Genomic DNA, 13,055 nt, shown 5'->3' with positions numbered 1-13,055 from the left:
CAAAGGTGTTTTCTAAGATCAACATATTTACTTTTGGTTTACCGTAACTTCAAGCTAGACAAGCCAATTAAGACTAAAAGAATGGTGATAATCCAGAAACGCACAACTACTTGCGTCTCCTTCCAGCCACCTAATTCAAAATGGTGATGCAATGGCGCCATACGGAAAATACGGCGGCCTTCGCCAAAACGTTTTTTGGTGAACTTGAACCAAAATACTTGGAGCATGACTGAAACGGTTTCGGCAACAAAAATTCCACCCATCACAAACAAGACAATTTCTTGGCGAACAATAACGGCGATAGTGCCAAGCGCACCACCTAAAGCGAGTGCACCCACATCACCCATAAATACTTGTGCTGGGTGAGTGTTGTACCAAAGGAATGCAAGTCCTGCGCCGCCCATGGCACCGCAGAAAATCATTAACTCACCGGCGCCAGGGATGTAAGGGAAGAGAAGGTACTTGGCGTAAATGGCATTACCCATTACATAAGCAAAAGCACCCAAAGCTGCGCCCACCAGAATTACTGGCATGATGACTAGGCCATCAAGGCCGTCGGTTAGATTGACTGCATTACTGCTACCAACAATCACTAAGTAACTCAAAATAATAAAACCCATGATTCCCAATGGGTAGCTGACTTCTTTCATGAATGGAATCAGTAAATTCGTTTTTGCAGGAAGATCTAATGCAAACCCACTTCTCAGCCACTCATAAAACAATTGCAATACTTTGAGGTTATTCACTTCAGAGACGGAGAATGCTAGGTAGATGGCCGCAAATAAACCTATCAAGGTTTGCCAAAAGAACTTTTCTCTTGAAGCCATACCCTTAGGATCTTTGTAAACCACCTTTCGATAGTCATCTACCCAGCCGACTAAACCAAATCCAAAAGTAACGATCATCACAATCCAAATAAACCGATTACTGAGATCAGCCCACAACATGCATGAAATGAAAATACCAATCAAAATCAGCACGCCGCCCATAGTTGGGGTGCCAGATTTCACCAAATGGGTTTGTGGTCCATCAGTACGAACTGCTTGGCCCATCTTCAATGCGGCCAATTTACGAATAACCCAAGGCCCAGCTGCCAAACCAATTAACAATGCAGTAACTGTTGCCATCACCGCTCTAAAAGTGATGTAGTTAAATACTCGGAAGAATCCGAAGTCATCTTGTAACCATTGCGCTAACATTAAGAGCATGTTTTAGCCTCCTCTAACAAGGCCTGCACTACACGCTCCATGCGCATAAATCGTGAACCTTTAACCAAAATATTAAGATGCTGATTACTACCACTAGACTGCGCATGTAATGCATCTCTTAATTGCGCAATCAGACTATCCATGTCCGCAAAATGTTTTGCCTGAGATGCCGTTTTGTCGGCTTTATCTGCTTCATCAAATCCTTGAAGCGCAAACCGGCATTGCTCACCCAGAGTAAATAATTTTGAGATGCCCTGCTCAGCAGCATAAGCACCAACCTCACGGTGAAATTCTGGGCCTTGATTGCCAACTTCACCCATATCACCCAAGATCAACCACGATAAGTTGCCAGATTGCTTTAGGGCATCAATAGCGGCTCTTACGGAATCAGGATTAGCGTTATAGCTATCATCGATTAGGGTGCGATTTGAATCAATTACCTTTGCTTGCATGCGCCCATTTACTGGCGAGAAAGCCTCAAGACCTTCTTTAATCTTTTCAAGACTTATGCCTGCAGCGATTCCTACCGCGCTTGCAGCCAGAGCATTGCGTACGTTATGGCTACCTAAGGTATTTAACTGAACTTCAATGGTTCCTTGCTCTGTTTGGATTTGAACATGTCCATTACTTAATAGACTTCCAGTCACGGCAGCTGATGCCTTGTTCTGAGTTGATGACAGCACAAAATCGATTACCCTACGACCAGCGGCTGCCTGATGCCACACACCTGCAAACTCTGAGTCTGCCGGGAACACGGCGATACCATCGCTTGGCAAAGCACGAATCGCATCAGAGTGCTCTTCTGCTACCGCTGCTACCGTCGCCATAAACTCCTGATGCTCACGCTGTGCATTGTTAATTAAAGCAATATTCGCTTGCGCAATTGCAGCTAACTGCGCAGTTTCACCTGGGTGATTCATGCCAAGCTCAACCACCGCAAGACGATCTGTTGAGCGCAACTTCAAAAGGGTTAACGGCAAACCAATATCGTTATTGAGATTGCCTTTAGTCACCAAGGTATATTGCTCACCTACTGCAACTTTAAAAATAGAAGCAATCATCTCCTTAACGGTGGTCTTACCATTACTGCCGGTAACCAATGCCAAAGGAATTGCATGCGTTGCGCGCCATGCTTTTGCTAAATTTCCTAAACCAATACGTGTATTCGAGACACAAATAGCGGGCAAGTCTGCTGGGCATTGATCTTGATTACTAATCAGAACTGCGCCAGCGCCAGCTTTTGCTACATCGGATAAAAAATCATGTGCATCAAAGCGCTCGCCTACTAATGCCACAAATAATTCATTGCGCTCGATCTGGCGACTGTCCGTACCGACTCGAGAAATCACTATTTCTTTTGCGGTTGCTGCAGAAGCATTGATTAATGTGCTTCCTGGCAGCATTGCTTGAGCTTGCGCAAGGTTTGTCATGATAGGCATTAGATTCCGCCTCCAGCCGCCAAACGAATATGCTCTTGGTCAGAGAAATCAAATTTCTTGCCATTAATTTCCTGAGTAGTTTCATGACCTTTACCAGCCACTAAAACAATATCGCGTGCATCTGCATGACGAATTGCAGCCATGATGGCTGCAGCACGATCGGCAATCATTTGAACGTTTTGTGCGTCAACCTTCATGCCACTACGAATCATCTGCATAATGAGTTGCGGATCTTCAGAGCGAGGATTATCGCTAGTAATTAGAATATGGTCGGCATTGCATTCAGCAATAGCACCCATCAGAGCACGTTTACTGGAATCGCGATCACCACCGCAACCAAATACACACCACACTTTTCCACCGCGTTGTTCAGCTATAGGACGCACTGCTTGTAGTGTTTTCTCTAAAGCGTCTGGAGTATGCGCGTAATCTACAACCGCCAATAAGCCTTCTGTTTTTTGCTGTTTGCCAAGGGGAATTAACTCCATACGGCCAAGTACTGGATGCAATTGACTGATTTTCTTAGCAGCATCTTCAATGCCTATGCCCTGAGTAAGCAATACCGCCCATACCGCAAGTGCGTTGCTTAAATTAAATTCCCCCAATAAAGGAATATGTAATTGAACGCTGCCTACACTTTCGCAAACAAAAGTGGAGTCATATCCAGTACTAGATAGCACTATATCTTTTGCACAAATGCGTTGTAAGCGGTTGCCAAATTTTTCAAAGCCCTGGAATGCAGATTCCGATAATGCATACGCCCAAACTTGCAAACCTTCTTTCGCCAATAAATTCATGACCAACTCACGACCAAAAGCATCATCCAGGTTGATGACTGCATGCTTAAGACCAGCTTGCTGAAATAACTTAGCCTTTGCCTCAGCATAGTCAGCCATAGTGCCGTGGTAATCCAAATGATCTTGCGTCAGATTAGTAAACACTGCGCAATCAAATTCAGTTCCGGCGATGCGCTCTTGATGTAAGGCGTGCGAGGACACTTCCATCGCCACATGCTTTGCTCCAGCCTTATGCAACTGCGCCAGCTGCATCTGCAATTTGGGGGCATCTGGAGTGGTATAGCCCGTTTGAACCAATGCGCCCGGGAAGCCGACTCCCAAAGTGCCTAAAACTGCAGCACGCTGATTGCTCGAATCAAGTGCTTGAGCAAGCCACTGCGTAATACTCGTTTTACCATTGGTACCAGTGACACCAATGATTTTTAATTCTTTACTTGGATAGTCGTACCATTGAGCACATAGCTCACCTGCTTTTTCAGAAAGATTTTCAACTGCAAAACATTGGGGGTGATCTATAAATTGAACGCCCATTTCCGCTGGATCAAAAACCACAGCAACTGCGCCACTCTGTAGGGCTGCACTTATAAATTGGCGGCCATCACGTAAGGCGTTTCCATGCCCAACTGGATAGGCAAAAAAGATATCGCCAGACTGAATCTGGCGACTATCCGCACACACTTTTGCGGAAGAATTCGCCAGTGTGTGTAAGTGGTCAATCAAATGATTGGTGTCTATTTTCAAATCCACCCTCATCGTTTCAAAACCACATGCTGAGCTTGTGCATTTGCAGTCTGAATCCTTTGAGGATCCTTATCTTCCAAAACCATTTGCTTTACTTTGTTGTCTGGCAAGACGTTTAATGAACGCAGCGTCTCCCCAACAATTGTCGAGAATACGGGCGCCGCAACATCACCGCCGTAGTGGCTTCCGCCGGTCGGCTCATCAATCATCACCGCAACAACAATACGTGGCGCACTAATTGGAGCAAGCCCAGCAAAATAAGCGCGATAAGAATTACCATAGCCTTTGCCGACTAATTTGTGCGCTGTACCTGTTTTGCCACCAACACGATAACCTTCGGTTTGCGCTTTCACTGCAGTACCACCAGGCTCGGTTACTGCCTCCATCATGTTACGCATTTCAATAGCTGTTTTAGGCGAAAGCACTTTAGTGCCAGGCTTAAACTCAGGACTCCGCTCAATCGTTAATGGAACCAGTTCGCCATCACGCGCAAAAACGGTATAAGCGCGGGCTACTTGAAACAGCGATGCAGAAATGCCGTAACCAAACGCAATACGCGCTTGATCGGTAGGCATCCATTTCTTAAAGGGATGTACGGTACCTGCGACTGCTCCAGGAAATCCAATTTTGGGCGCCTGACCTAAACCCACAGCAGTATAGAAATCCCACATCTCTTCAGCGGAAAGATTATTCATCGCAATCTTTGCGGTACCAATATTGCTAGATTTTTGAATAATTTGTGCAACCGTTAAATTTCCATACGGATGCGTATCGGTAATTGGCTTTGGCCCGACTAGATAACTCGCACCAATCACCATATTGGTATCTGGTTTGATTGCACCTTTTTCCAAAGCAATTGAAATTGTTAAAGGCTTGATAGTTGAGCCAGGCTCAAAGGTGTCAGTCAATACGCGATTACGCAATTGCTCACCAGTTAAGTACCTTCGATCATTTGGGTTATAGCTTGGATAATTTGCCAACGCCAGAATTTCGCCAGTTTGCGTATCAAGCACTACAGCACCACCCGCTTTGGCATGGTGCTTCTCCACTGCGTCTTTCACAGCGTTGTACGCCAAGAACTGAATCTTGCTATCGATAGAGAGATTGAGATCTTTACCGTTTTGCGGTAACTGCAAAATGGCGACATCTTCGACTACCCTACCCAAACGATCAACCACCACACGTCTTTGCCCTGGATGACCGGCTAACTCAGTCTCACGAGAAAGCTCCATGCCTTCTTGACCTTTATCGTTTACGTTGGTAAAGCCAACCACGTGCGCCATCGCCTCACCTTCTGGGTAGAAGCGACGATATTCATTATTCAAGCCAATGCCAGGAATTTCTAATTGCTTAATTTGCTGTGCAACCGCTGGATCAACTTGACGCTTCAAGAAGATTTGCTTGCGCTCTTCTTTCAATTTCTTGCGTAAGTCAGCTTCGCTCATTTGTAACAAACTTGCTAACTTTTGAACTTTGTCAGCAGCTAAATCATCTGGGACTGTATCGTTATAGGCAATAACTGACTTAGCCTCTAGGCTCGTTGCAATCACCTGGCCATTACGATCCAAAATTTTTCCACGACTAGCGGGCAACTCTAATTCACGCTGAGTGCCGCGCACACCCTTCGCTTCATAGAATGCGTTGCCTGGACCCTGAATCCAAAATGCACGCAGTAATAGCATCATGAATACAAAGAACAAAAGGAATAGCATCAAACGCGACCGCCACATTGGCAGGCGCAATACTAAATTCGGCGTAGTAGAGAAACCAACCGGCCTCATTTAGCCTCCTTTAAATACAAAGTGCGCTCAGGAGAAATCGGAGACATATGCAATTGATTGCGAGCTACATCCCGAATACGTGCAGACTTAGAAAGATTGCGCTGCTCATATTCCAAACGCAACCAGTCTTGATTTAGCTTGCGCTCTTCAATTTGAGCGCGTTCTTGAAGAATAAATAATTTACGCGCGCGCTGCTGAGCTGCTACCAGCGATAAAGCGCAAATCAGTAGCAATGCAAGCAAAGTTAAAGTGGCGCGATTCATGCTGCTACCCCCATGCGCTTTTCAGCCACCCGCATGATTGCTGAGCGTGCACGAGGATTTTCAGAAACTTCGGCATCGCTTGGCTTCACACGACCAATAAGCTCAAGCGCACTTTGCGGCAAATCTTTTTCTCGCACAGGTAGTCCACGCGGCACCTCTACTTTTGCATGGGCTTGCATAAACTGCTTCACGATACGGTCTTCGAGAGAATGAAAACTAATCACCGCAAGTCTTGCGCCAGGTTTTAGTAATTTCAAGGCAGCCTTTAAACCAAGCTCCAAATCTTCTAGCTCACGGTTAATAAAAATACGCAGTGCTTGAAATGTTCTAGTTGCTGGATCTTGCCCCGCTTCACGGGTGCGCACTACGCTCGCTACTAGAGTAGCGAGTTCAGTAGTGGTTTTGGGTGACAAACCCTCTTCGCGCTTAGCCACGATGGCTTTCGCAATCTGGAATGCAAAGCGCTCTTCTCCGTAAGTCTTAATCACGCGTGTGATCTCCTCCGGCGGCGCTTGCTCTAACCACTCCGCTGCTGTCAAACCGTGATCGGTATTCATGCGCATATCGAGCGGGCCTTCGCGGCGAAAAGAAAATCCCCGATGTGCTTCGTCTACTTGAGGAGAACTGATTCCTAGGTCCAACAAAATGCCATCTACTGATTCCGCTTCTGCATACTGATCCATCTGCGCAAAACTGTCGTGCACGATTTTTAATCGTGGATCGTTGATTTTTTGCGCTACTGCAATCGCATCCAAATCCTTGTCGAATGAAATCATGCGCGCAGCAGGATTCAATTCTTTGAGCAATGCCTGCGTATGACCGCCGCGCCCAAAGGTTCCATCGATTACCAAAATATTGTTTGATGCATTTTGATTTTGAATCAGCGGACCGCCAACTAGCGCCGTCACCGCCTCGGCCAGTAACACTGGGCGATGAGTAATATTCATGGCACCCTGTCATCAAAAATTAAATTGCTTGAGTGCTTCAGGCATGCCTTGTGCAATGGCAGCCTGTTCTTTTGCAGCGTATGTTGCTGCGTCCCACAACTCCAAGTGACTACCCATGCCGAGCAAAATCACTTCTTTTTCAATTCCTGCTGCTGCGCGCAATTCTGGACTGACCAATACACGACCAGCGCTATCCAAGTCTATCTCTGCTGCATTCCCTAAAAAAATACGGCGCCACCAATGCGCATCCATAGGAAGTTGCGCAACTCTTGCCCTGAAGGTTTCCCACTCTGGTCTTGGGAAGAGAAGTAAGCAGCCGTCGGGATGTTTTGTAAGCGTAATTCGGCCCTCGCCCTGTACCAACAAGGCGTCACGATGCTTTGCCGGCACAGACATGCGGCCTTTTGCATCTAAATTGAGAGCTGACGCACCTTGAAACACTATTTACCCCACTTTTTCACACTTCCTCCCACTTTAGAGGATCGCACTAAGAGGGTCAAGTGTTTTTGAGAGTTTTTTTAGGAATTTCTCTAGTGTTTACAAACACTTAGCGTCATGTGTTGAGAAAATGGTGATAGTAAAATAGCTACTTGAAACAATGGCTTGGAAAATATACTTAAGAATAGATCTTAGCTATTGGGCTAGATAATCACTAAATATACTGTATTTATAAACAGTAATAGTCAAAAAATATAACGAATCATTATTTTGAAAACGATTCTTTAATTTAAAACGTATTTAAGTTTTAAATTTTGTAAGCAGTAGTGGTCATCACCTTTGACATGACCTGCATTATTTTTTGAATGGGTTCAGGCAAATTTACACCACCAGCATTTTTTGCAGCATGCCCATGAGCAATTTCATCAACGCGCATTTGATCAACAATTGCACGTGAACATTGATCTTCTTTTGGTAACTTTACGAGATGACTTTCTAAATGATTCTCAACTTGTTTTTCTGTTTCAGCAACAAAACCTAAACTCCACTTATCGCCCGCTAAGCCTGCTGCCAAGCCGATTGCAAAGGATCCAGCATACCAAATTGGATTGAGATAACTAGTGTGCGATCCCAGTTCTTGAAGGCGAGTTTCACACCATGCAAGATGATCCATCTCTTCTTGACCAGAGTGATTAAGCATCTCCTGAATTTCTGGATTTCTTGCGACCAATTTTTGTGATTGATAGAGCGCTTGCGCACAAACTTCACCTACGTGATTCACACGCATGAGTCCTGCTGCATGTTTGCGTTCAGAAGCATCCAAGCCAGAATTACTACCCGCATCAGACCCTGGAGAGGGTCTATGAGCATTTGCACCGCCGAAAACTGAGCGAAGAGCAGTGTCAAACTCCAGAATAAAGCGATCTATCGGAGACATTTTGAGGGGATTTAGACCAAAACCTCTGCTTTGCAGCTTTGTTTGGTCTTCAAGCCTAGTTCTGCCAGGAGTTCACGGTCTTGCTCAGCCTCTGGATTACCGGTAGTGAGTAGTTGCTCACCATAGAAAATCGAATTGGCACCAGCCATGAAGCACATAGCCTGAACTGCCCTACCAAGCTCCTGACGACCAGCAGATAAACGCACACGGGCTTTAGGCATCGTGATCCTAGCAACCGCTATCGTTCTCACAAACTCCAATGGATCCAGGGGCTTTTGCTCAGCCAAAGGCGTGCCTGCTACTGGTACCAAATGGTTAATAGGTACAGATTCTGGATAAGGGCTTAGATTAGCTAAGCGGGCCAAAAATGCAGCGCGTTGCTCTCTAGACTCGCCCATGCCGACGATGCCGCCGCAACAAACAGACATACCAGCAGCGCGAACATTAGAGATCGTATCCAAGCGATCTTGATAGCCTCGAGTAGAAATCACCGAGCGATAAAAGTCTTCACTGGTATCCAAGTTATGGTTATAAAAGTCTAGGCCTGCCTCTTGCAGCGCTTGAGCTTGATCCGCCTCCAGCATGCCTAAGGTGGCGCAAGTCTCTAAACCAAGCGCTTTAACCCCTTTAATCATGGCTGTGACTTTTTCAATATCGCGATCTTTGGGTTCGCGCCAAGCGGCACCCATACAGAAACGGTTCGAGCCAGCAGCTTTGGCCGCTTTAGCGGCCTCCAGAACCTCTTCCAAGCCCATGAGCTTCTCAGCCTTCACATCGGTGTCATAACGAGCAGCCTGAGGGCAGTAACCGCAATCCTCAGGGCAGCCACCGGTCTTAATTGACAGCAAAGTAGCCAATTCCACATCGCCCTCAGGGAAGTAGGCCTTATGGGTCTCTTGAGCCTTAAGCATTAACTCATTGAACGGAAGGGCAAATAAAGCCTCAATTTGAGCCACCGACCACTCGCCAGATGCAGGAGCTACCGCATTTGAGCCCTGATGCAAATCAGCCTTCGATTTGAACTGGGTTAAGGGTTTTTCAACGGTTTGAGTGTCCTGCATGGCTAAATTCCAGAAAATGGGTAGATTCAAGGCATAAACATAACAGATACAGCCCTGAATTTGGAAAAACTAGTGTTCAAATATCAAACATGAAGGTTATTTCTGATTTAAATCAAGCTCCCCTCGTTGATCGCAGCCTAGCCGCCGTTTGGCACCCATGCACTCAGATGAAACAGCATGAGTCTTTTCCGCTGGTTGCCATTACAAAAGGAAAGGGAGCCTGGCTCTATGACGAAAACGGAAAAGCCCTGCTCGACTCCATTAGCTCGTGGTGGACCAATTTATTTGGCCACTCTAATCCACGCATCAATCAAGCAATTACTGCGCAACTCGAAAAAATTGAGCACGTCATGCTCGCCGGATTTACGCATCCGCCAGTAGTAGAGCTGTCTGAAAAACTTTCCGCACTGACCAATCATCATTTGGGTCACGTCTTTTACGCATCTGATGGCGCATCCGCTGTTGAGATTGCACTGAAGATGAGTCATCACTATTGGCAACTCAATGGTAAGCCGCAAAAGAAAAAGTTTGTTTGTTTAGAAAATGGTTACCACGGAGAAACGCTAGGCGCATTAGCGGTAACCGACGTAGCAATTTTCCGAGCAGCCTATGGATCACTCTTGCAAGATGTCTTCACTATTGCCTCGCCTGATGCACGCAAAGCAAAAGCTGGTGAAAGTGCAGAAGATGTCGCCAAACACGCAGCAAAACAACTTGAAGAGTTATTCGCAAAAGAACATCACAATCTTGCCGCCATCATTGTTGAGCCACTAGTGCAATGCGCTGGACAAATGGCTATGCACTCCCCTGAATATCTCCGCTTAGTGAGAGCCCTATGCGATCGATACGAAGTCCATCTCATTGCCGATGAGATCGCAGTGGGTTGTGGACGGAGCGGCAAGTTCTTTGCCTGCGAACACGCTGGCATCTGGCCAGATTTCTTAACCCTCTCTAAAGGCATTAGTGGTGGCTATCTTCCACTATCCCTTTGCCTTACCACTGACAAGATTTACCAAGCTTTTTATGGCGATCAAACTCAACAAGGATTTTTGCATTCTCATTCCTATACTGGCAACCCACTTGCATGTGCTGCGGCGCTCGCTTGTCTAGAGATTTTTGAAACTGACAAAGTACTAGAAAAAAATATTGAGCGATCTCAAGATTTGGCCAAAGCGTTCGATTGGGCAAAAACAGATTATCGAATTGAACACTGGCGTCAACAAGGCATGATTTTGGCGTTCGATGTAAAGAGTGATTGCTTAAAAAAATCCAAAACATTTGCAAGAGAAATGTTTTCGCATAGCTTAGATCAAGGCGTCTTGATCAGACCTATCGGCAATACTATTTATGTCATGCCTCCGTATATTTTGTCGCTACAAGAAAATATGGAATTAGGCGGCGCTGTACAACGCGCTCTTGAGAAAACCTTGGCATGACAAACTCCTCAAATACATTTAGCGCCCTGCATTTTGCACAAGAGCAGATTGCAGATCTCGACTCGCAATTACTCAAGCGCAAACTTAGAGCAACACAATCTCCCTGTGATACCAAAACCCTAGTTGATGGACGAGAGTTAAAAGCCTTTTGTAGTAATGACTATCTTGGGCTTGCAAACCATCCTGAGCTGATTAAAGCGCTTGCTGAAGGCGGTCAGAAATATGGGGTAGGTAGCGGAGCTTCACATCTCATCAGTGGTCATAGCATGGCTCATGAGCTACTTGAAAAGCAATTGGCCTCTTTTCAAAAGCAACACATCCCAAATGCACGAGCCCTCTTTTTTAGCACTGGCTATCTGGCCAACCTTACAGCTATTACTGCATTAACAAGACTCGCACCCCAAGGCAATGCCAGCATTTATTCGGCAAAGTTAAATCATGCCTCTCTGATTGATGGGGTTCGTTTAGCAAGTGCGCAGACTCAAGCAAGCGTCACTTTGTTTGATCACATACAACTAAACTCATTAAGCGAAGCACTAAAGACAGACCAAAGACCCCTGAAGATGATTGTGACCGATGGCGTCTTTAGTATGGATGGTGATCTTGCCCCTGTAAAGGAGCTATTAAAAATAGCTGAGCAATATGACGCTCTACTATTGGTTGATGATGCTCATGGTTTTGGGGTTCTCGGAAAACATGGTCATGGTATTTTGGAGCAAGCCAATATCTGCTCTGATCGCATTATTTATATTGGCACCCTTGGCAAGGCTGCTGGAGTAAGCGGGGCTTTTATTTGTGCACAAGAAACCTTTATTGAATGGCTTGTCCAAAAGGGCCGCCCCTTTATCTACAGTACTGCAACACCCCCAGCGATTGCACACACTCTCTCCAAGAGTTTAGAAATAATTGAAGGGGATGAGGGCAGTAGTCGACGCACACAACTCCATAAACTCATTCGCATCTGGCAAGATGAAATGCAATTTTCTCAATGGAAAAAAGTTTGCTCTTGCACGGCGATTCAGCCAGTCATCTTAGGCAGTAATGCCAATGCCTTGCTTGCAGCCAAGCTGTTGGATGAGGCAGGTTATTGGATTCCAGCTATTCGTCCACCTACCGTGCCTCAGGGAAGCGCACGATTGCGTATTACGTTCTCCGCCAATCACAGCGAAGCAGATTTGCGTCAGCTGATCACGACGCTCAATGCCATTGAAAAACAGGTAATCGATAAGGCAGCTCATGAGTAAGCTCATCAGTCAGCTAATAAGTCGGCCCAATGGCTTCTTTGTTACCGGTACCGATACCGAAGTTGGGAAAACTTTAGTAAGCGGCGCTCTTATTCTGAAATTGCGCGAGCAAGGAATAAATACGATCGGCTTTAAGCCAGTTGTAGCTGGTACCTATCAAGATGCCAATGGCACAACCCTCAATGAGGATTTAGAAACACTGCGTATTGCTTCAAATCCAGGCTCTGATGAATTGAGTTTGTGTCCTTATGTGCTCAATCAGCCAGCAGCCCCCCATCTCGTAGCGAAGCACCAAGGCCTGAAGCTTAAAATGATCGTGATCAATCAAGCTTTTCAGAATATTCAAAAGAAAGCTGATTGCGTCATAGTTGAAGGTGCAGGGGGCTTGCTTATACCGCTCAATGACGAGGAAAATTTAGGAGATTTCGCAACAGCTATCAACCTACCCATCATTCTCGTTGTGGGTATGAAGTTAGGCTGCATTAATCACGCCCTCTTAACTTATGAGGCCATCAAAGCGCGAAACTTGAAAATTACTGGATGGGTAGCAAATGCCCTTTCGGAAGAAATGCCTCTTCTCCACGAAAATCTGCAGGCCTTGCAGGTCAGAATGGATGCTCCATTTTTGGGACTTATTCCAACACTCCCAAATGAATTACAAAAGCCCATAAACAGCCCTTATTCGATTGAGGCCCTGACTTTTGCTGCAAAGCACATACAATTACCCAATAAATAACAAGCCTTAACTTCTCTCCGAAGACAT

Annotated in this window: 12 protein-coding genes; 3 read left to right on the top strand and 9 right to left on the bottom strand. The window is 45.8% G+C overall.

Features of this window, described 5'->3' with window-relative positions:
* Window positions 1–38: 38 nt before the first annotated feature.
* The 9 genes from mraY to bioB form a co-directional block, all read right to left on the bottom strand.
* Complete coding sequence (mraY, locus tag ICN18_RS03525) at window positions 39–1,208, bottom strand: phospho-N-acetylmuramoyl-pentapeptide-transferase (RefSeq protein ID WP_216189103.1); 1,170 nt, start codon at window positions 1,206–1,208, stop codon at window positions 39–41.
* A complete protein-coding gene (locus ICN18_RS03520) occupies window positions 1,199–2,647 on the bottom strand; it encodes a UDP-N-acetylmuramoyl-tripeptide--D-alanyl-D-alanine ligase (protein WP_216189102.1) in 1,449 nt (482 codons plus the stop codon). Before ICN18_RS03520 ends, mraY begins: the two co-directional genes overlap by 10 nt.
* A complete protein-coding gene (locus ICN18_RS03515; protein ID WP_216189101.1) occupies window positions 2,647–4,197 on the bottom strand; it encodes a UDP-N-acetylmuramoyl-L-alanyl-D-glutamate--2,6-diaminopimelate ligase in 1,551 nt (516 codons plus the stop codon). Before ICN18_RS03515 ends, ICN18_RS03520 begins: the two co-directional genes overlap by 1 nt.
* Complete coding sequence (locus ICN18_RS03510; protein WP_216189100.1) at window positions 4,194–5,966, bottom strand: peptidoglycan D,D-transpeptidase FtsI family protein; 1,773 nt, start codon at window positions 5,964–5,966, stop codon at window positions 4,194–4,196. Before ICN18_RS03510 ends, ICN18_RS03515 begins: the two co-directional genes overlap by 4 nt.
* Window positions 5,963–6,229: a cell division protein FtsL gene (ftsL, locus tag ICN18_RS03505; RefSeq protein ID WP_072583399.1), complete on the bottom strand. Its 267-nt coding sequence runs from the start codon at window positions 6,227–6,229 to the stop codon at window positions 5,963–5,965. Before ftsL ends, ICN18_RS03510 begins: the two co-directional genes overlap by 4 nt.
* Window positions 6,226–7,176, bottom strand: coding sequence for a 16S rRNA (cytosine(1402)-N(4))-methyltransferase RsmH (gene rsmH, locus ICN18_RS03500; protein ID WP_216189099.1), 951 nt, complete (start codon window positions 7,174–7,176; stop codon window positions 6,226–6,228). The genes ftsL and rsmH overlap by 4 nt, the downstream gene beginning before the upstream one ends.
* A gap of 12 nt (window positions 7,177–7,188) precedes the next feature.
* On the bottom strand, window positions 7,189–7,617 hold the full coding sequence (gene mraZ, locus ICN18_RS03495; protein ID WP_215385547.1) for a division/cell wall cluster transcriptional repressor MraZ: 429 nt from the start codon (window positions 7,615–7,617) through the stop codon (window positions 7,189–7,191).
* Window positions 7,618–7,921: 304 nt separating this feature from the next.
* Window positions 7,922–8,551: a 2-polyprenyl-3-methyl-6-methoxy-1,4-benzoquinone monooxygenase gene (gene coq7 / locus ICN18_RS03490; protein ID WP_216189098.1), complete on the bottom strand. Its 630-nt coding sequence runs from the start codon at window positions 8,549–8,551 to the stop codon at window positions 7,922–7,924.
* Between the two features lie 11 nt (window positions 8,552–8,562).
* Window positions 8,563–9,612 (bottom strand): biotin synthase BioB, encoded by a 1,050-nt coding sequence (gene bioB, locus ICN18_RS03485; RefSeq protein WP_216189097.1) that lies wholly within the window; start codon window positions 9,610–9,612, stop codon window positions 8,563–8,565.
* 89 nt (window positions 9,613–9,701) lie between these two features.
* On the opposite strand from bioB, the gene bioA reads away from it, so the two are divergent.
* From bioA to bioD, 3 genes are read left to right on the top strand one after another with little or no spacing between them, the layout of a single operon-like run.
* Window positions 9,702–11,048, top strand: coding sequence for an adenosylmethionine--8-amino-7-oxononanoate transaminase (gene bioA, locus ICN18_RS03480; RefSeq protein ID WP_216189096.1), 1,347 nt, complete (start codon window positions 9,702–9,704; stop codon window positions 11,046–11,048).
* Window positions 11,045–12,292, top strand: a complete 1,248-nt coding sequence (gene bioF, locus ICN18_RS03475; RefSeq protein WP_216189095.1) for an 8-amino-7-oxononanoate synthase — start codon at window positions 11,045–11,047, stop codon at window positions 12,290–12,292. Before bioA ends, bioF begins: the two co-directional genes overlap by 4 nt.
* A complete protein-coding gene (bioD, locus tag ICN18_RS03470; RefSeq protein WP_216859964.1) occupies window positions 12,285–13,028 on the top strand; it encodes a dethiobiotin synthase in 744 nt (247 codons plus the stop codon). Before bioF ends, bioD begins: the two co-directional genes overlap by 8 nt.
* Window positions 13,029–13,055 lie beyond the last annotated feature (27 nt).

The organism is Polynucleobacter parvulilacunae, assembly GCF_018881715.1.
Taxonomy (GTDB): Bacteria; Pseudomonadota; Gammaproteobacteria; order Burkholderiales; family Burkholderiaceae; genus Polynucleobacter; species Polynucleobacter parvulilacunae.
Note: the sequence above shows the minus strand (reverse complement) of the source record. Positions and strands in the feature narration are given on the sequence as shown.